General features: G+C 41.2%; 18 protein-coding genes. 11 read left to right on the top strand and 7 right to left on the bottom strand.

Features of this window, described 5'->3' with window-relative positions; all coding sequences use genetic code 11:
* Window positions 1-275 precede the first annotated feature (275 nt).
* Window positions 276-494 (bottom strand): cold shock domain-containing protein CspD, encoded by a 219-nt coding sequence (gene cspD, locus CWB60_RS04395; RefSeq protein WP_004586755.1) that lies wholly within the window; start codon window positions 492-494, stop codon window positions 276-278.
* Window positions 495-703: 209 nt separating this feature from the next.
* Between cspD and clpS the strand changes: the two genes are divergently transcribed.
* Both clpS and clpA read left to right on the top strand, forming a co-directional pair.
* Window positions 704-1,012 carry an ATP-dependent Clp protease adapter ClpS gene (gene clpS, locus CWB60_RS04390; protein WP_004586754.1) on the top strand — a complete coding sequence of 103 codons (309 nt, stop codon included), beginning with the start codon at window positions 704-706 and terminating at the stop codon, window positions 1,010-1,012.
* A gap of 68 nt (window positions 1,013-1,080) precedes the next feature.
* Entirely contained in the window at window positions 1,081-3,342 is a 2,262-nt protein-coding gene (clpA, locus tag CWB60_RS04385; protein WP_004586753.1) for an ATP-dependent Clp protease ATP-binding subunit ClpA, read from the top strand.
* A gap of 231 nt (window positions 3,343-3,573) precedes the next feature.
* Here clpA and infA read toward each other — a convergent pair whose 3' ends face one another.
* The 4 genes from infA to trxB form a co-directional block, all read right to left on the bottom strand.
* A complete protein-coding gene (gene infA / locus CWB60_RS04380; RefSeq protein ID WP_002962494.1) occupies window positions 3,574-3,792 on the bottom strand; it encodes a translation initiation factor IF-1 in 219 nt (72 codons plus the stop codon).
* Window positions 3,793-3,882: 90 nt separating this feature from the next.
* On the bottom strand, window positions 3,883-4,587 hold the full coding sequence (locus CWB60_RS04375) for an arginyltransferase (protein ID WP_138579862.1): 705 nt from the start codon (window positions 4,585-4,587) through the stop codon (window positions 3,883-3,885).
* Entirely contained in the window at window positions 4,580-5,296 is a 717-nt protein-coding gene (aat, locus tag CWB60_RS04370) for a leucyl/phenylalanyl-tRNA--protein transferase (protein ID WP_138579863.1), read from the bottom strand. Before aat ends, CWB60_RS04375 begins: the two co-directional genes overlap by 8 nt.
* A 93-nt stretch (window positions 5,297-5,389) precedes the next feature.
* Window positions 5,390-6,340: a thioredoxin-disulfide reductase gene (trxB, locus tag CWB60_RS04365; protein ID WP_024033489.1), complete on the bottom strand. Its 951-nt coding sequence runs from the start codon at window positions 6,338-6,340 to the stop codon at window positions 5,390-5,392.
* Window positions 6,341-6,627: 287 nt separating this feature from the next.
* Here trxB and pssA point away from each other — a divergent pair, with 287 nt between their 5' ends.
* Entirely contained in the window at window positions 6,628-7,953 is a 1,326-nt protein-coding gene (gene pssA / locus CWB60_RS04360) for a CDP-diacylglycerol--serine O-phosphatidyltransferase (protein ID WP_029772425.1), read from the top strand.
* 115 nt (window positions 7,954-8,068) lie between these two features.
* Here the strand turns inward: pssA and ald are convergent, their stop codons facing one another.
* Window positions 8,069-9,190, bottom strand: a complete 1,122-nt coding sequence (gene ald, locus CWB60_RS04355; RefSeq protein WP_004586748.1) for an alanine dehydrogenase — start codon at window positions 9,188-9,190, stop codon at window positions 8,069-8,071.
* A gap of 142 nt (window positions 9,191-9,332) precedes the next feature.
* Here ald and lrp point away from each other — a divergent pair, with 142 nt between their 5' ends.
* From lrp to serS, 6 genes are all read left to right on the top strand, one after another.
* Entirely contained in the window at window positions 9,333-9,812 is a 480-nt protein-coding gene (lrp, locus tag CWB60_RS04350; RefSeq protein WP_004586747.1) for a leucine-responsive transcriptional regulator Lrp, read from the top strand.
* Window positions 9,813-9,966: 154 nt separating this feature from the next.
* On the top strand, window positions 9,967-12,495 hold the full coding sequence (locus tag CWB60_RS04345; protein WP_138579864.1) for a DNA translocase FtsK: 2,529 nt from the start codon (window positions 9,967-9,969) through the stop codon (window positions 12,493-12,495).
* Window positions 12,495-13,121: an outer membrane lipoprotein periplasmic chaperone LolA gene (gene lolA, locus CWB60_RS04340; protein ID WP_029773538.1), complete on the top strand. Its 627-nt coding sequence runs from the start codon at window positions 12,495-12,497 to the stop codon at window positions 13,119-13,121. Before CWB60_RS04345 ends, lolA begins: the two co-directional genes overlap by 1 nt.
* Entirely contained in the window at window positions 13,114-14,457 is a 1,344-nt protein-coding gene (locus tag CWB60_RS04335; RefSeq protein ID WP_138579865.1) for a replication-associated recombination protein A, read from the top strand. The genes lolA and CWB60_RS04335 overlap by 8 nt, the downstream gene beginning before the upstream one ends.
* Complete coding sequence (crcB, locus tag CWB60_RS04330) at window positions 14,450-14,830, top strand: fluoride efflux transporter CrcB (protein WP_004586743.1); 381 nt, start codon at window positions 14,450-14,452, stop codon at window positions 14,828-14,830. The genes CWB60_RS04335 and crcB overlap by 8 nt, the downstream gene beginning before the upstream one ends.
* A 9-nt stretch (window positions 14,831-14,839) precedes the next feature.
* On the top strand, window positions 14,840-16,144 hold the full coding sequence (serS, locus tag CWB60_RS04325; RefSeq protein WP_138579866.1) for a serine--tRNA ligase: 1,305 nt from the start codon (window positions 14,840-14,842) through the stop codon (window positions 16,142-16,144).
* 223 nt (window positions 16,145-16,367) lie between these two features.
* Here the strand turns inward: serS and CWB60_RS04320 are convergent, their stop codons facing one another.
* The gene (locus tag CWB60_RS04320; protein WP_138579867.1) at window positions 16,368-17,330 is read right to left on the bottom strand and encodes an integron integrase; all 963 of its coding nucleotides are present in this window, start codon (window positions 17,328-17,330) and stop codon (window positions 16,368-16,370) included.
* Window positions 17,331-17,584: 254 nt separating this feature from the next.
* On the opposite strand from CWB60_RS04320, the gene CWB60_RS04315 reads away from it, so the two are divergent.
* Both CWB60_RS04315 and CWB60_RS04310 read left to right on the top strand, forming a co-directional pair.
* Window positions 17,585-17,944, top strand: a complete 360-nt coding sequence (locus tag CWB60_RS04315) for a DUF2147 domain-containing protein (protein ID WP_138579868.1) — start codon at window positions 17,585-17,587, stop codon at window positions 17,942-17,944.
* Between the two features lie 130 nt (window positions 17,945-18,074).
* Complete coding sequence (locus CWB60_RS04310; protein ID WP_138579869.1) at window positions 18,075-18,581, top strand: hypothetical protein; 507 nt, start codon at window positions 18,075-18,077, stop codon at window positions 18,579-18,581.
* The last annotated feature ends 130 nt before the right edge of the window (window positions 18,582-18,711 follow it).

Here is an 18,711-nt window from a genome sequence, read left to right as displayed (position 1 = left end):
TAGCCGCGTAAAAGCATAAGCTAAAATGTAACCGCGTAATTTAGCAACAAGAGTGTAACAAGCTTGTTTAAAAAGGGCTAGCGCTTGCGCTTTTGAACAGCCTTAATTAGCAGGTAACAGTTAGAACATTGGGGTATATAAAATAAAATCAAGGAAAAGGGTTGAATTTAGCATGTACAGGAGCAATTTAATAATAAGAAGAGAGTTGAATGGTAAGTGGGGAATTAAGCGAGGATCTAAATTAGGTCGCTCGCTTTAGTCGAACAAATTTTTGATCACTCTAAAATGTCGCCGTTAGGCGCAATGTTTTTAGCGTGTAAGCCCTTAGGGCCTTGTTCTAGCTCGAATGTTACATCCTGACCAGCTTTAAGTGTCTTATAACCGTCCATTACAATCGTTGAGTAATGAGCGAAAATATCATTCTCGCAGCCGTCTTCTACGATGAAACCAAAACCTTTGGCGTTGTTGAACCATTTGACTTTACCACAAGCCATACTTCTACATCCTTCTATAAGTTGACTAATTTAGTTATTCTAAACCGTATAATTTGCTAGACTGACTAAGGATTAATCAATCCACTTCTGACTGTAGTTTATTTGGCCAGTCAGTCAAGTGTTTTGTGGTATTTTTTTAACATTTAATTTATTTTTTATTCAAGTTTGCTTGAGTTCTAAAGACAAGACTATATTTAATTATGAGTGGTATGAAAGATTCAGGTGTCATCGACACAGTTCGCGATAGTGAAAAGCAAAAGCTGCAGCCACCGCGAAAATACAAAGTTGTTTTAAATAACGACGACTACACGCCAATGGACTTTGTTATAGAAGTTCTAATGACGTTTTTCAATATGGATAGCGATAGAGCAACTGATGTGATGCTACAAGTTCACGAAAAAGGTAAAGGGATATGCGGTGTATTTAGCGCCGATGTAGCCCATACCAAAGCGGAACAAGTTAACCGTTATGCACGGGATAACGAGCATCCACTGCTTTGTAGTTGTGAGCAGGAATAAATACCAATTAGGTGATCAATCATCTCATTGTTGTGGTATAAAATAATTATCTCAGTAAGGGGTTGCCAATGCTAAACAAAGACTTAGAACTAACGTTAAATGCCGCGTTTCGTGAAGCGCGTACACGCCGCCATGAGTTTATGACGGTAGAACACCTTTTACTTGCGCTTTTAGATAACCCTTCAGCAGGCGAAGCGCTAAACGCCTGCGGTGTTGATATTTCTGGTTTAAAAACCGAACTATTAGAATTCATAGACGAAACCACACCGGTTATTCCCGATTTAGAAGAAGAACGCGAAACCCAACCAACACTGGGCTTTCAGCGCGTGCTTCAACGTGCGGTTTTTCATGTTCAATCATCTGGTAAAAACGAAGTTACAGGCGTTAACGTGCTCGTTGCTATTTTTTCTGAACAAGAAAGCCAAGCGGTTTATTTACTTAAGAAAAGCGATATTTCTCGCTTAGATATAGTGAATTTTATTTCTCATGGTATTTCTAAAACGGATGATGAGTTAGGAGATGACACTGACGATATTCATGAAGAAGTACAAGAGGTTCAAAACGAAGAGGCAAGTAAGTTAGATAGCTTTACCACTAATTTAAATGCCCAAGCCAAAGACGGTAACATTGACCCATTAGTAGGGCGCGACAGCGAAGTAGAGCGCACCGTGCAGGTTTTATGTCGCCGTAAAAAGAATAACCCACTGCTTGTTGGTGAAGCAGGGGTAGGTAAAACAGCCATTGCAGAGGGTCTTGCGTACCGCATTGTTAATGAACAAGTGCCTGAAGTGATTGCCGATGCTGTTGTTTACTCGCTTGATATGGGCGCATTGCTTGCCGGTACTAAGTACCGCGGCGACTTTGAAAAACGCTTTAAGAGCTTATTAAAAGAGTTACAAGCAAAACCTAACTCAATTTTATTTATTGATGAAATACACACTATTATTGGTGCAGGCGCTGCATCGGGTGGTGTTATGGATGCCTCTAACTTACTTAAACCGCTGCTTTCAAGCGGGCAGTTACGTTGTATGGGCTCAACCACTTACAATGAATACAAAAATATTTTTGAAAAAGACCGTGCGTTAGTACGCCGTTTCCAAAAAATTGATGTACTTGAACCAAGCGTGGCCGATACCACTAAAATTTTAAATGGTTTAAAAGAGCGTTACGAAGAACACCATGGTATTCGTTACACGCAAAAAGCATTAAAAGCAGCTGCTGAACTAAGTGCTAAATACATTAATGAGCGTCACTTACCTGATAAAGCCATTGATGTAATAGATGAAGCCGGTGCCAACCAACGTTTGCAGCCAAGCTCTAAACGCAAAAAAACCATTGGTGTATCAGATATTGAATCGATTATTGCTAAAATGGCGCGTATTCCAGCTCAAAGCGTGTCATCGACCGATAAAGAAACGCTTAAAAATCTTGATCGTAATCTTAAAATGTTGGTGTTTGGGCAAGATCAGTCTATCGATGCGTTAACATCTGCGATTCGTTTATCTCGCTCTGGGCTTGCAAACGAAGATAAGCCAGTGGGCTCGTTCTTATTTGCGGGGCCAACGGGTGTAGGTAAAACCGAGGTTACAAAACAGCTCGCTAAATGTATGGGTGTTGAGTTTATTCGCTTTGATATGTCAGAGTATGTTGAGCGCCATGCAGTAAGCCGTTTAATTGGTGCGCCTCCTGGGTATGTTGGTTTTGAACAAGGTGGTTTACTTACCGAAGCCGTTATTAAAAACCCGCATGCAGTTGTATTATTGGATGAAATTGAAAAAGCCCATCCAGATATTTACAACATACTACTGCAAGTAATGGATCACGGTACGTTAACCGATAACAATGGTCGTAAAGCCGACTTTAGAAACGTGGTGGTGGTTATGACAACCAATGCCGGCGTGCAAGAAACCACACGTAAATCGATTGGCTTTACCGAGCAAGATCATACGCACGATGCAATGAGTGAAATTAACAAGGTATTTTCACCTGAATTTAGAAACCGCTTAGATAATATTATTTGGTTTAACCACCTTGAAAAAGACGTTATCTTGCAAGTGGTCGATAAATTTGTAGTTGAGTTGCAAGCACAGTTAGATAAGAAGTCAGTTAACCTTGAGCTGACCTCTAAGGCCCGAGAGTGGTTAGCAGATAAAGGCTACGATAAAGCAATGGGTGCACGTCCAATGGCACGTGTTATTCAAGATGAGCTTAAAAAGCCATTGGCTAACGAAATACTCTTTGGTGAACTGGTTGATGGCGGTACTGTTAAAGTATCAGTTAAAGATAAGAAAATTAACTTTGACTATGAAAGTAATTTAACACCCGCTTAAATAAGTGTATTGACTTATCATACCAATGCGCAAATTATGCGAATGGGTATAAAAACTAGCCTGCGCGATACGCGTGGGCTTTTTTGTGCTTTTTTATAGGCAACAAAAAACCCAGCAAAAGCTGGGTTTTTTGTTTATTAAATGTAATTGCTAGTCAGTACCATCAATTACATTTAATAAACGCTTTAAGCTAGTTATTCACTAGCCAAAAACTAAATCTCGTTTACGCACTTAGCGAGCACGGAATACGATACGTCCTTTCGATAAATCGTAAGGAGTCATTTCTACCGTTACTTTATCGCCGGTTAAAATACGGATATAGTTTTTGCGCATTTTACCTGAAATATGAGCCACAACTACGTGACCATTTTCTAGCTCAACTCGGAACATTGTATTTGGTAAAGTATCAAGGACTGTCCCTTGCATTTCGATTACGTCTTCTTTCGCCATGTTTAGCGTAACACCTCTTTAATAGTTAAACGCTGCAGATTTTGCCCAAAATACGCCAATAAGTAAAGGCGCAGCAGGCATTTTTGCAAATTAAATAGCCAACCACTGGTCATTAACGTGTTTTTGCGCGGGTAAAAACTTAGTTTTGTATTTCATTTTGGTGCATTCATCGATTTGGTAGCCCAAATACACAAATTCTTTATTTTGCTGTTTGGCAAATTCGAGCTGCTGTAAAATCATCACAGTCCCTAAACTGTAGTGTTCAAAGTCGGGATCGAAAAACGTATAAATAGCCGAGACAGCGTTATCCATGCAATCTGTTACGGCCACTGCAACTAAAGTGTCTTGGTGCCAAAGCTCAATAAACGTTATTTCTAACCAGCTACAAAATAAAAAACTTTGAAACTGTTCTAAATTAGGCGGAAACATAGTGCCATCGCTGTGGCGCATTGAAATGTATTTACTATAAAGTGGGTAATATTCTTCGCGCTTAGCGTGTGTGTATTTAACTTCAAAGTTTGCTTTTACTTTATTTAGTTTTCTTTTTTGTGACTTTGAAGGGGTAAACTCTTGGGCTAACACGCGCACCGAGTTACAGGCGCTACACGAAGGGCAGTGCGGTCGATAAATTTGGTTACCACTGCGCCTAAAACCGAGCGATAAAAGCATCTCAAATTTATGCGTGCTGTAACAGGTTGGGTCAAGTATTACCAATAATTGCTCTTGCCTGTCAGTTAAATAGCTACAAGCAAACTCTTGGCTAAGGCCAACGCGTGCAGGAATGTGTTCACTCATAAATTGCTGTTAACTCCTGTGGTTGCCACATGGTTGAGTTGAGGGTGTAAGCATTTGCTCGTTTAAGTTTAGTCAAAAATTCTGAGCGAGGGATCACTTTTGCGCCTAAAGAGGTTAAATATGGGTTTTCTAGTTGGCAGTCAATAAAATGTGCGTTATGGCGTTTTAACCAATTAACTAACGCCCACATGGCCAGTTTTGAGCAATTAGTTTGATGATGAAACATCGACTCGCCACAAAAAACGCCATTTTGCATAATGCCATACAGCCCACCTGCAAGTTCGCCGTTTTGCCATACCTCAACACTATGTGCAATATTAGCGTCATGTGCAGCAATATAAGCGCTTAACATGTCGTTTGTTATCCATGTGCCTTCGGTGTCTATACGTTGCTCACAGCACGCTTCTATCACCTCCGCAAATGCATTGTTAACAGTTACTTTAACAGGGTGTTTTTTTAAATGTTTACGCAAGCTTTTACTTATATGAAAGTCATTTAGCTCTACAATGCCGCGTTCACTTGGCGACCACCACATAATCGGCTCACCTTCGCTAAACCACGGGAAAATACCCATTTTATAGGCATTACTTAAGCGCTTTACAGATAAATCGCCGCCTATGGCAAGCAGTCCATCGGGGGAGGTAAGTGCATATTCGGGGTTTGGAAATGCTATATCGGTTTCACTTAGTTGGTATAGCTGGTTTCTCATAGAGGGCTTAACTTATTAATTATCATAAAAGTGTAACTATATTTTAGGCATAAAAAAAGGCTGAACTAACAGCCTTTATTAATTTTGTAGCGTTTATAGGTTATCTAAGAAACGCTCTGCATCTAGGGCTGCCATACAGCCTGTACCTGCAGACGTAATTGCTTGACGGTAAATATGATCAGACACATCACCTGCGGCAAATACGCCAGGTACGCTTGTTTGTGTAGCGTTACCGTTAAGACCAGACTCAACCACTAAATAGCCATCTTTCATTTCTAGTTGGCCTTCAAACATGTCGGTGTTTGGCTTATGGCCGATAGCAATAAACACACCCGCTAAATCAAGCTCTTCGGTAGCATCAGATTGTGTATCTTTAATGCGTACGCCAGTTACACCCATGTCATCGCCAAGTACTTCGTCTAGCGTACGGTTGTAGTGCATTACTACGTTACCATTTTGCGCTTTTTCGTTAAGGCGATCAGCAAGAATTTTTTCACTGCGGAAGCTATCACGACGGTGAATAACGTGTACTTCATCCGCAATGTTAGATAAGTAAAGTGCTTCTTCTACAGCAGTGTTACCACCACCTACAACGGCAACTTTACGCCCTTTATAGAAAAAACCATCACATGTAGCACATGCAGATACACCACGACCTTGAAAATTAGTTTCAGACTCTAAGCCTAAGTATTTAGCCGATGCACCAGTGGCAATAATTAATGCATCACATGTGTAAGTACCTTGGTCGCCAGTAAGCGTGAACGGGCGCTTAGACACATCTACTTTATTAATGTGGTCAAACACAATTTCCGTTTCAAAGCGCTCAGCGTGCTCTTTCATACGGTCCATTAATGCAGGGCCTGTTAAACCGTGCGCATCGCCTGGCCAGTTTTCAACTTCAGTTGTGGTCGTTAATTGGCCACCTTGTTGAATGCCGGTAATTAAAACGGGGTTTAAATTTGCACGTGCGGCGTATACTGCGGCAGTGTAACCCGCAGGGCCAGAGCCTAAAATTAGTAACTTAGAGTGTTTTGCTTCAGTCATGATCTTTTCCTAAACGTTTAATACTGAACTTAATGGCTTCGATTCTAAGAAAAACAAGGCACAAGTAAACAAATTATGTGAATATTTTTTTCTGACAAAATTAAAAGCTGTGCAATATTATGTACTGACTTTGCCTGGAACGATAAAAAAGCCCGCGTGAAGGCTAAAAAACAAACAGATGAACAACAAAGCTTCGTTAATTCATGACCCGTTAGTATTTTTTTGATATGTTTTACCTAATTTTATTTGTCACTGATAGATTATGTGACCTTAGTGAATAGGCAACTATGTTATTTTGGCAGGAAAAACCCGCATTTGGGTTGACTTCAAAAGACGTTAACGTCTTAACCAACGCACAAGAGTACCGTACGCAATTGCTACGTTTAATTAGCAATGCAAAAAAAAGAATCTACATTACGGCACTTTATTTACAAGATGACGAAGCAGGGCGCGAAATACTGGAAGCGCTGCATCGTGTGTCGTTGGCAAACCCCAACCTTGAAATAAAAGTGTTGGTTGATTTTCATCGTGCTCAACGTGGTCTTATTGGTGCAAAAAAATCAGACGGTAACGCAAGTTTATATTGTGACTATTTAGAAAAATTTAAATCAAACGTACAAGTTTACGGTGTACCGGTTAAAGCCAAAGAGTTGTTTGGTGTGTTACACCTTAAAGGTTTTGTTGTAGATGATACTTTATTATACAGCGGCGCCAGCTTAAATAACGTGTACTTACAATACAACGAACGCTACAGGCTCGACCGTTACTTTTTAGTTGACCAAGCAGCACTGTGCGACTCTGTGGTTGATTTTATTGAGTCTAAGCTAATAGGCTCGCAAGCCGTGCCACGTATTGATACACGTCCGCTTAAGCGCTTAATAGACTTTAAGTTTGAACAAAAGCAATTAATGCGCGAGCTAAAGTCGGCCAGTTATGCAAACCCAACTACGCCCAATACCGACCCACTCGGTGTGCGTTTGTTTTTAGGTTTAGGGCGTCGTAATAATAGCCTTAACCGATTAATTAAAAACTTGTTTGATACCACAGAGCAAGAGCTTGTACTTTACACACCGTATTTTAATTTTCCGGCGCCGCTTATGCGCTCACTACGTCGATTATTAAAACAAGGTAAGCAAGTAACCATTGTAGTAGGTGATAAAACCGCAAACGATTTTTATCTGCCGCCAAGTGAGCCGTTTAGTAAAATTGGTGCACTCCCGTATTTATACGAAACTATTTTGCATAAATTTGTAAAATCGCAAAAGCGCCATATAGATAACGGCAATTTAAACGTGTATTTATGGAAGCACGAGAGTAACTCGTTTCACTTAAAAGGTATTTGCGCCGACCGACAACGCCACTTATTAAGCGGGCATAACCTTAATCCACGAGCGTGGGGCCTTGATATCGAAAACGGTATTTTAATTGAAGACCCACAGCAAAGTATTATGCAAGCCATAGATAACGAAAAGCAGGAAATTTTAAAACACTGCCGCCGTTTAACTGGGCCAAATGATTTAGAAACAGTAGAAAATTACCCGCAACCGGTTAAAAAGCTACTTGGTCAGGCTAAACGCGTAAAAGTTGATTTTATAATTAAGCGTTTTATATAAATTAATTTATATAGTCAAAATTTAGATACAAAAAAAGCAGCTAATTAGCTGCTTTTTTATTGTTTGTAGTTAGGTAACTATTTTGTTTAATAACACCTAACGACTAAACGCAAAATTACGCGTTTTCTACTGCAGTACGAGGGTCAACATATTCCATGTTGAACGCTTCAGCTACTTCTTTGTAAGTTACTTGGCCTTTAATTACGTTTAAGCCTTTTAAGAAGTGCGCGTCATCTAGTAGTGCCTTTTTGTAACCTTTGTTTGCAAGGTTAATAATAAACGGCAATGTTGCATTGTTAAGTGCAAAGGTAGAAGTACGTGGTACAGCACCTGGCATGTTAGCAACACAGTAGTGAACAACTTCATCAACAATGTATGTAGGATCAGCGTGTGTTGTTGCTTTAGAAGTTGCAATACAACCACCTTGGTCAATAGCAACATCAACAATTGCAGAGCCTGGCTTCATTGCTTTAATGTGATCGGCTGTTACTAGTTTAGGTGCTGCAGCACCTGGAATTAGTACGCCACCAATTACTAAGTCAGCTTCTAGTACGTGTTTTTCTAGTGCGTCAGCTGTTGAGTAAATCGCTTTAACTTTGTTACCAAATTGCGCGTCTAGTGCACGAAGTACATCAATGTTGCGGTCAAGTACTACAACGTCTGCGCCCATGCCAACAGCCATTTGCGCTGCGCTACGACCCACCATGCCGCCGCCAATAACAACTACTTTAGCTGCTTCAACGCCTGGTACGCCACCAAGTAACATGCCACGGCCGTGGTTAGATTTTTCAAGCGCTTGTGCACCGGCCTGAATAGACATACGACCTGCTACTTCACTCATTGGTGCAAGAAGCGGCAAGCCGCCACGTGCATCAGTCACTGTTTCGTAAGCAATACAAATCGCTTTGCTTTTAACAAGGTCTTCAGTTTGTGGAAGATCAGGTGCAAGGTGAAGGTAAGTAAATAAAATTTGATCTTCGCGTAGCATTGCACGCTCAACAGCTTGTGGCTCTTTTACTTTTACGATCATGTCTGCTTTTGCAAAAACATCAGCTGCAGTTGCTAAAATTTCAGCGCCAGCTTGTGTGTAATCTTCGTTAGTAAAACCAATGCCCATACCTGCATCTGTTTCAACAATCACTTGGTGGCCGTGATTTACTAATTCACGAACACTCGCAGGAACCATACCTACACGGTATTCATGGTTTTTAATTTCTTTAGGTACACCAATAATCATAAAATTTGCCTTATTAAGAACGGATTAACATTTTTCACTATTATATTCATCATAAGGCAGTGTGTCTCACCTTTTTTAAAAGGCTAGGCAGTGTTATTATCTAAATAATAAAAATAAACAGAATATTAAACTAGTTGGGTGTATGCATCAGTTATTAGATAGAATTGACCGTAAAATTTTAATGGAATTACAGCACGATGGACGCCTTTCTAATGTAGAACTGGCCCGACGAGTTGGCCTGAGCGCCACGCCCTGTCTGGAGCGCGTAAAAAAGTTAGAACGTGAAGGTTATATACTTGGCTACAAAGCGGTGGTTGATCCAGCAAAGCTTGGCCAAGGCTTATCTGTGTATGTTGAGGTAACCATTACCAAAACATCGCCCGACGTATTTGATGAGTTTAGTGCGGCGGTTAAACAGCACGAAGAGATAATAGAGTGTCACTTGGTATCGGGTAATTTTGATTTTTTATTAAAAACACGCGTAAACGATATGTCAGAATACCGCGGTGTACTAGGCGACATTCTTTTAAAGCTGCCAAACGTGAGTGAAAGCCGGACCTATGTAGTAATGGAAGAAGTAAAAGGTGAAGATGGCGTAATAATTCGCCCTTACATTGCCTAAATTTAACCGCAAAAGATAAACACACTCTAATTTATAAAAACTTGTTCATAATCAGGCCATACACATTAAGATAAAGTGCATCAAATTGCATTTCCTGCTAAGGTATTTGATTGCAAGCAAGTGCCAATAGAACAATAAAGAGGGATAGGAAGTTATGCGCCTAAACGGTGTGCAAAGACTATTAGAAACAGGGCTGATCATCAGTACCTTTGCGGCAATATTCATTTTATGTGCTTTAATCAGCTTTGATCCCGCTGACCCTGCGTGGTCGCAAACGGGTGAATTTAGAAACGTAAAAAATATTACAGGCACTGCCGGTGCTTGGGTAGCCGATATATTATTACTGTCATTTGGTTGGCTTGCTTATTTAGTGCCGGCCGCTATTCAGCTGTTTGGCTATTTATTATTTAAACAACCTCATCGTATTTTACAGCTCGACTACACCACACTTGCTTTGCGTGTTATTGGCTTTGCTTTATTTATTACCTCAGCAACGGCAATCAGCAGTATTAACTTTGATGATATTTATAACTTTTCATCCGGTGGGGTAGTGGGCGATGTGATTGCATCGGCCATGATGCCAGCATTTAACTTTACCGGTACCTCTATACTATTATTGTGCTTCTTTTTTGCTGGGCTTACTTTATTAACCGGTGTGTCGTGGGTTGAATTTGTAGACTACCTCGGCGATTTAGTGGTTAGAGGCTACCGTTACACTGCTAATTACGCCCAAGGTTGGATGCAACGAGAGCGTATTGCGGCAAATCCGGTACAAGCCGATGCGCAATTTAATGATGACCTTGACGATTATGAGCAAAGCGATACCACACTCGAGCAATCATCAGAATTTGAACAAGAGCCTGCAAAAAGTAAAAAACCGGCTAAACAAAAAGCCATTACTAAAGAGCAGCCTACCTTTAGCGAGCCGCAAATTAGTGATGACTACAGCCCATTTGATGAGTTAGACGATATACTCGACCAAGAAATTGGCTTTAGCGCCATAGATGATGAGCCTATGGATACAGCAGCTGCACTCAACGCGCTTGATCAAAGCCAAGTTGTTGAGCCTGAAAAACCGGTTACCACGGTGGTATCGCCAGCAAGGCCTATGCCTAAGCCAAAACCTGCATATCAGCCTCCGCCAACAGCAAAAGAAAAGTTTGAAGAGTTACTAGATAAAGAGCCACCGCCAGGGCCATTACCGTCGCTTGATTTACTCGACAGACCGGATAAAGCCAAAAACCCGATATCGGAAGAAGAGCTTGAAAGTGTATCGCGTCTTGTTGAAACAAAATTACTCGACTTTAACGTACAAGCAAAAGTGGTTGGCGTATACCCAGGCCCAGTTGTAACACGTTTTGAGCTTGATTTAGCGCCGGGTATAAAGGTGTCTAAAATTACTGGTTTATCAAAAGATTTAGCCCGTTCGTTATCGGCAATTAGCGTACGTGTGGTTGAGGTGATCCCAGGTAAAACTTACATAGGGATAGAGCTGCCTAATAAGTACCGCGAAATTGTACGTTTATCTGAGGTAATTAACGCCCCTAAATTTGAGCAAAATCCATCGCCACTAACCATGGTGTTAGGTAAAGATATTGCAGGGCAACCTGTGTGTGCCGATTTAGGTAAAATGCCCCATTTACTGGTAGCGGGTACCACAGGTTCAGGTAAGTCAGTGGGCGTTAATGTAATGATATTAAGCTTACTGTACAAATCGGGCCCTGATGATGTTCGTATGATCATGATTGACCCGAAAATGCTTGAACTTTCGGTTTACGAAGGTATTCCGCACCTATTGTGTGAAGTAGTTACCGACATGAAAGAAGCCGCTAACGCACTACGTTGGTGTGTAGGCGAAATGGAACGCCGTTATAAATTAATGTCGGCGTTGGGTGTACGTAACTTAAAAGGTTACAACCAAAAAGTACTTGAGGCCAAAGAAGCGGGTTACCCAATACTTGATCCATTATTTAAAGACACCGACGGCATGAAAGAAGGCCCAGACGAGTTAGATAAGCTACCGAGCATAGTGGTAGTAATAGACGAATTTGCCGACATGATGATGATTGTAGGTAAAAAAGTTGAAGAGCTTATTGCCCGTATTGCGCAAAAAGCACGTGCCGCAGGTATACATTTAGTGCTTGCAACACAGCGCCCATCGGTAGATGTAATTACCGGCTTAATTAAAGCCAATATACCTACGCGTATGGCGTTTCAGGTGTCGAGCAAAATAGACTCGCGTACCATATTGGATCAACAAGGCGCCGAAAACCTATTAGGTATGGGTGATATGCTTTACTTACCGCCAGGCACAAGCGTACCAGAGCGTGTGCATGGCGCATTTGTAGACGACCATGAAGTACATGCGGTAGTAAACGATTGGAAAGCACGCGGTAAACCTAATTATATTGATGAGATTTTAAATGGTGATGCAACAGAAGATGTTTTATTACCAGGTGAAACCAGTGAAAATGCAGATGAAGAGTCAGATCCGCTATACGACGAAGCCGTTGCGTTTGTAATCGAAACCGGCAAAGTATCGGTATCGTCAGTACAACGTAAATTACGTGTTGGCTATAACCGTGCAGCACGACTAGTAGAACAAATGGAAACATCGGGTATCGTGAGTTCACCAGGCCATAACGGCGCTCGCGATGTATTAGTACCTAATGGAGCAAATTAATGAAAAAGTTAAACAGTTTATTATTAGTGCTTGGCAGTTTAATTGCCACGCCTAGCTTTGCTGATGACAGCCAAGCACTGCAAGACAAACTCGCAACCCTTAAAAGTTTTAAAGCGCAGTTTTCTCAAAACGTAACCGATCCACAAGGCCAAGCGGTTATGCAAGGCGAGGGCACAATTGCCCTTAAACAACCTATGATGATCCGCTGGCAGCAAACAAACCCAGACGATACCTTATTTGTATCAAATGGTGACAAAACCTATTACTTCGACAGCTTTGCTGAGCAAGTAACTATTATGGATACCCATAGCCTTATAGATTCAACACCGTTTGTACTGCTTACTTCAAAAGATCCCGCACAATGGGAAAAATACAGTGTTCAAGCCACAGACTCTGGCTTTAGTGTAACGCCAAATAAAGGCGTAGAAAGCCAAGTAGAGCAACTTGATATTACCTTTGCAGGTAACGAGCAAGGCCTTGCTAAGTTAGTTGTGACGGATAATTCTGGTCAGCTTTCGTCGTTTAGTTTTAACAATGCACAAGTAAATACCTCGCTTGATACAAGCACCTTTGAATTTACCCCACCAGAGGGTGTAGAAATAGACGATCAGAGTAACGGTGAATAATTTAGGCTTTAACTTTGGGCCCGATGTACGCCCACTTGCGGCGCGCATGCGCCCAACAACGCTTGACGAATACATAGGTCAGCAGCATTTACTAAGTAGCGACAAGCCCTTGCACCAAGCCATTGTTGCAGGGCGTTGCCACAGCTTAATTTTGTGGGGGCCGCCTGGGGTAGGTAAAACCACCCTTGCGCAAATTATTGCAAACCACGCCGATGCCGAACTTATACAAATGTCGGCTGTGACCGCAGGCGTAAAAGATATTCGCGACAGCGTAACGCAAGCGCACGATAACCTACAAAGCCGCGGGCAGCGCACCTTAATGTTTGTGGATGAAGTACACCGTTTTAATAAATCGCAGCAAGATGCATTTTTACCTCACATAGAAGACGGCACTTTTATATTTGTAGGCGCGACAACCGAAAACCCCTCATTTGCACTTAACAACGCTATTTTGTCGCGTGCACGCGTGTATGTTTTAAAGTCGCTAGCCGATACCGACCTATACACAGTGATAGAGCGCGCACTCAAGCAAGATGAGCAACTAAACCAAAAAAACATTGTTATTGCCGATAATGCCAAACAGGCGCTTTGCCAAGCAAGCGGCGGCGATGCCCGTAAAGTATTAAACCTGCTTGAGCAAGCGGTTGATTTAACGAGTGAGCAAAACGGCACATACAACGTAGATGAGCACGTATTAAGCCAAGTACTGCCAACTCATTTAGCTAAATACGATAAAGGCGGCGATGAATTTTACGATTTAATATCGGCTTTTCATAAATCAGTACGAGGCAGCTCACCCGATGGCGCGCTGTATTGGTATTGCCGTATTTTAGCCGGTGGCGGCGACCCTCTTTATGTAGCAAGGCGTTTACTTGCCATTGCCACAGAAGACATAGGTAACGCCGACCCACGGGCAATGGAAGTGGCGTTAAATGCATGGGATATATTTCAGCGTGTAGGCCCAAGCGAGGGCGAACGCGCCATTGCTCAAGCCACTTTATATTTAGCCAGCGCACCTAAAAGTAATGCCGTTTATATGGCATTTAACCAAGCAAAGGCAGATGCCAAAAACGAGCCAAGTTACCCAGTGCCAGAGCATTTACGAAATGCGCCTACAAACCTAATGAAAGATTTAGGCTATGGCGCCGAGTATCGCTACGCACATAACGAAGAGGGTGCCTTTGCCGCCGGTGAAAAATATTTACCGCAAGAAATTCAAGACAAACACTATTATTTACCGAGCGATCGCGGCCTTGAGCAAAAAATTAAGCAAAAGCTTGATTACTTAAAAGAACGCGACGCGCAAAGCCCACTTAAACGATACGAAAATGATTAAACTTTATATGATGATCGCCCTTGGCGGCGCCTCAGGAGCCTGTTTACGTTTTTTTATTAGCGAAACCATGCTAAAACTCCTTGGTAGGGGATTCCCTTTTGGCACGTTGACGGTTAATATTCTGGGTTCATTGTTAATGGGCATTTTGTACGGTTTGATAGAGAAAGAAATTATCGCCACAAGCCCCGCTAAAACCCTTATTGGTATTGGCTTTTTAGGTGCGTTAACCACCTTTTCAACATTCTCAATGGACTCGTTGTTGTTATTACAACAAGGTCACTTTATTAAAATGGCCCTCAATATCATCTTAAATGTGATGATCTGTATTTTTATGGCTTGGCTGGGCCTTCAGCTGGTAATGCAAAAAGGTTAAAAAACTAACATGTTAGATTCTAAATATTTACGACAAGACGTTGAGCAAACTGCAGCACGCTTAGCGGCTCGTGGCTACGAGCTTGATGTTGCAAAAGTGACAGAACTTGAAGAACAACGCAAAACATTACAAGTAAAAACGCAAGAGCTTCAAAGTCAACGTAACGCCAGTGCTAAAGCCATTGGCCAAGCAAAAGCAAAAGGCGAAGACGCACAACCTCTACTAGACGCAGTGGCAAATTTAGGCAGCGAATTAGACGCCACTAAAAAAGCGCAAGACGAAGTACTCAACGCCATTAACGACATTGCTTTAGCAATTCCAAACTTGCCAGACGAATCAGTACCAGAAGGCGTTGATGAAGAGGACAACGTTGAAATGCTTACCTGGGGCACGCCTAAAAAGTACGACTTTGAAGTAAAAGATCACGTAGACGTAGGGCAAGACCTAAACGGCCTAGACTTTGAAATGGGCGTTAAAATTAGTGGCGCACGTTTTACAGTAATGCGCGGCCAAGTAGCGCGTATGCACCGTGCACTTACGCAATACATGCTAGATACCCACACAGATAAAAACGGCTATACAGAAATGTATGTACCGTACTTAGTAAATAGCGCAAGCCTTTACGGTACAAGCCAATTACCTAAGTTTGCAGGCGATTTATTCCATACATTAGGCCTAGTAAACGACGACGGTGAACAACAAGCTGGCTTTAGCTTAATCCCAACAGCAGAAGTACCGCTGACTAATAGCGCACGCGATGAGATTTACGAAGAAAGCGATTTACCGATTCGCTTAACTGCGCACACACCGTGTTTTAGAAGTGAAGCGGGCAGCTACGGTCGCGATACACGCGGCTTAATTCGCCAGCACCAGTTTGATAAAGTTGAACTAGTACAATTAGTAAAACCAGAAGATTCAATGCAAGCGCTTGAAGAGCTAACAGGCCACGCAGAGCAAATTTTACAAGCGCTAGAACTACCATACCGTAAAGTAATTTTATGTATGGGCGACATGGGCTTTGGCGCAGCTAAAACATACGACTTAGAAGTATGGTTACCGGCACAAGATACCTACCGCGAAATTTCGTCTTGTTCAAATATGGTCGATTTCCAAGCGCGCCGTATGCAAGCACGTTTTCGCCGTGAAGGTGCTAAAAAGCCAGAGTTATTACATACACTAAATGGCTCAGGTTTAGCGGTTGGCCGTACACTCGTAGCCATACTAGAAAACTACCAACAAGCCGATGGTTCAGTAATAGTACCAGAAGTATTACGCCCATACATGGGTGGACTTGAAGTGATTGGGAAAGTTTAAAGTACTAGCTGTCATTTTTTAGCTGTAAGATTTAGAAAGAAAGCCGCTGTTTTAACGAACAGCGTTTTTTTGTTTTAGGAAAAGGTTCGAGGTTAAAGGTAAAAGCTGAGATATTAATTCGCAGTGAAATTCATTGTGTAAGAATCGGCTTCATACATATCGGCGCTATTTTTGTATAAGGCGTACTTTAACGCGTGACACACAATTAAAACTTTTGCTGGTTTTATAATCTCGAAAATGGGCTTACAACACCATTGGCTCCTTGTTGTAAAACATGAGTATATATTTGGGTTGTTCGCACATCACTATGGCCTAATTGTGCCTGAACCGTGCGAATATCAGCGCCACTTTGCAATAGGTGCGTTGCAAATGAATGGCGTAAGGTATGTGGTGTAACGTGTTTCCTAATTTTTGCATCGTCAGCAGCCTGTTTAACAGCGCGTTGTAATTGCTTTTCATCAATATGATGACGCCTCAGCTGCTTACTCTCAGGATCAATGCTTAATTTATGTGATGAAAATAAATATTGCCACCCTAATTGTTTGTTATGGTTTGGATATTTTTTACGTAATAAATGCGGCATGTAAGCGCCGCTATATAAGGGGTTTTTCAGATCTAATTGCAGGTAACTATCAACTAATTGTATTTGAGAACGTAATTGCGGCATGAGCTCTATTGCAAGCGTTACAACACGATTTTTACCTCCTTTGCCATCCCAAATTCGAATGCAGTTATAGTCAAAGTCAATATCGTGTACTCGTAAACGCAGTACCTCAATTAATCGCATACCACTGCCATAAAGTAGTCCACAGGGTAAATAATGCTTCGCAGAGCACACTTTAAAAAAATTATTTATTTCCTGCTGCGTTAAAACTACCGGTAGTTTAGTTGCTCGTTTGCTCTTAATAAAACCTAATGATAATGAGAGTGGCTTTTTAATCACTTCTTTAAATAAAAAGCTCAACGCATTTAAGGCTTGTGTTTGAGTATTAGGAGCAACATTTTGTTGGTTGACTAAATGATTTAAAAAAAGTTCGACCTCATTATCTCCCATCGTTGTTGGGTGCCTCATAGAGTTAAAACGAATAAACGAAGCTATCCAGTATAAATACGCTTTAATGGTACTTTTAGCATAACGCTTTAGATACATTTGTTCGGCTATCATAGTTAAAAAAGGTGATTTCATGATATGAATCTCTAGTAAAATTTAACTGTATATATAGACAGTGTATATTGTTTTGTCCAATATTACTGATCTCCACCATTTCGGTGTATTTTCGCACTGAATAAAAATAATTTTCAGTTAACTAATTGTTTACAGGTGTTTATTTGATGGTTAAGATAAATGCATTGTAATATATGGACATTTGTCGGTTTATAAAACGACAAATGTCGTAGACAAAATTGTTATACACAATGCGCAAAATCAGGAAAATTAAAGTGAATAAAACCAAAACGTCTCTTCTATTTTCTGTTTTCATAGGCACCTATTTAGTAACGATAAGTGCATTTGCTTCATCAACAATAGAAGGCGTTTGGAAGCATGCAACAAAACCAGCTCTAATCGAATTCAATTTAACAACTGGTGTAGCAAGTGTTAAAGAACACCAGACTCATAAACAAAACTCTGGCCTCACAATCATCAAAAATATTGTTCAATCAACAGAAGCTGAGTGGGTTGGGGAAATGTACAATGGCTACAAAGACAAATATGTATTCGTCACAATCAAGTTAAATGACACATCGCTATCTGTCTTCGACTCCGAAAACAGTGAAGTGCTTAAACTTATTAAGGAGTAGCCTTGTGTATAACAAAAAAATCAAGCTCGCCCGCTGCGCGGGCTGGGACGCATACACGCGGGGCGGCTTCGCCATTATGCCCTGCGTGCCTGCGCCCCTTATTTAAAAGTTAGCAAGCAAGGAAAGCTCGGTGAAATACTCACTATTATTTTTACTACTTTGTAATCTGGTCTCATTCAACAGTCTTTCCTGTTCAATTGCTGGTTGGAGAATGTTTACCCCAATTCCCGATAGTTGGAATGCGGTTACCCTTGAACAACCCGAAAACGGTTACTTTTGGGAGCTAGTGCCAGAGCCAGTAGTGGAATTAAGTAGTTTGTCTCGGGGATCAGGCAAACTAAGTTCAGCTTGTTCTGATTTCGGAGTTATAGAGTTAAGCGTATCTCTTCCAGAAAGCAGTTCATATAAAATTTCAGATTTTGGTGTTTACGTTAGACTCACCGAAGGAAAACAACCTGATTTAATATTTCCGGATACGCCCATGACTGGACGTATAAATAATGGAGTAATGAAATTGGTATTCCCTTGGCTAGAGCCTCAAAAATCAAAGATAGAGCCATTAAATTTAACATTAGATATATTTCTGGTATCACACAGACTTAATGTAGGTAAATCCGTTAAACTTGTGGTTAAATAGCTTGCTAACAAGCTAATTAATAAGGACAAAAAACAGTTGGCTGTTTTCGTTCCTCAACATTTTAGCCAACAATTTTTTGCCCATTATTAGGGCGTTGGTATGACTCCCACTGTCAAGTTAAACGCACTGA

Source organism: Pseudoalteromonas sp. S327 (assembly GCF_005886415.1).
GTDB classification, from domain to species: Bacteria; Pseudomonadota; Gammaproteobacteria; order Enterobacterales; family Alteromonadaceae; genus Pseudoalteromonas; species Pseudoalteromonas atlantica.
Note: the sequence above shows the minus strand (reverse complement) of the source record. Positions and strands in the feature narration are given on the sequence as shown.

What these genes read in the sequence shown, in the direction of transcription:
- cspD (WP_004586755.1), bottom strand. Translation starts at nt 494, where the DNA reads ATGGCTTGTGGTAAAGTCAAATGGTTCAACAACGCCAAAGGTTTTGGT.
- clpS (WP_004586754.1), top strand. Translation starts at nt 704, where the DNA reads ATGAAAGATTCAGGTGTCATCGACACAGTTCGCGATAGTGAAAAGCAA.
- clpA (WP_004586753.1), top strand. Translation starts at nt 1,081, where the DNA reads ATGCTAAACAAAGACTTAGAACTAACGTTAAATGCCGCGTTTCGTGAA.
- infA (WP_002962494.1), bottom strand. Translation starts at nt 3,792, where the DNA reads ATGGCGAAAGAAGACGTAATCGAAATGCAAGGGACAGTCCTTGATACT.
- CWB60_RS04375 (WP_138579862.1), bottom strand. Translation starts at nt 4,587, where the DNA reads ATGAGTGAACACATTCCTGCACGCGTTGGCCTTAGCCAAGAGTTTGCT.
- aat (WP_138579863.1), bottom strand. Translation starts at nt 5,296, where the DNA reads ATGAGAAACCAGCTATACCAACTAAGTGAAACCGATATAGCATTTCCA.
- trxB (WP_024033489.1), bottom strand. Translation starts at nt 6,340, where the DNA reads ATGACTGAAGCAAAACACTCTAAGTTACTAATTTTAGGCTCTGGCCCT.
- pssA (WP_029772425.1), top strand. Translation starts at nt 6,628, where the DNA reads ATGTTATTTTGGCAGGAAAAACCCGCATTTGGGTTGACTTCAAAAGAC.
- ald (WP_004586748.1), bottom strand. Translation starts at nt 9,190, where the DNA reads ATGATTATTGGTGTACCTAAAGAAATTAAAAACCATGAATACCGTGTA.
- lrp (WP_004586747.1), top strand. Translation starts at nt 9,333, where the DNA reads ATGCATCAGTTATTAGATAGAATTGACCGTAAAATTTTAATGGAATTA.
- CWB60_RS04345 (WP_138579864.1), top strand. Translation starts at nt 9,967, where the DNA reads ATGCGCCTAAACGGTGTGCAAAGACTATTAGAAACAGGGCTGATCATC.
- lolA (WP_029773538.1), top strand. Translation starts at nt 12,495, where the DNA reads ATGAAAAAGTTAAACAGTTTATTATTAGTGCTTGGCAGTTTAATTGCC.
- crcB (WP_004586743.1), top strand. Translation starts at nt 14,450, where the DNA reads ATGATTAAACTTTATATGATGATCGCCCTTGGCGGCGCCTCAGGAGCC.
- serS (WP_138579866.1), top strand. Translation starts at nt 14,840, where the DNA reads ATGTTAGATTCTAAATATTTACGACAAGACGTTGAGCAAACTGCAGCA.
- CWB60_RS04320 (WP_138579867.1), bottom strand. Translation starts at nt 17,330, where the DNA reads ATGAAATCACCTTTTTTAACTATGATAGCCGAACAAATGTATCTAAAG.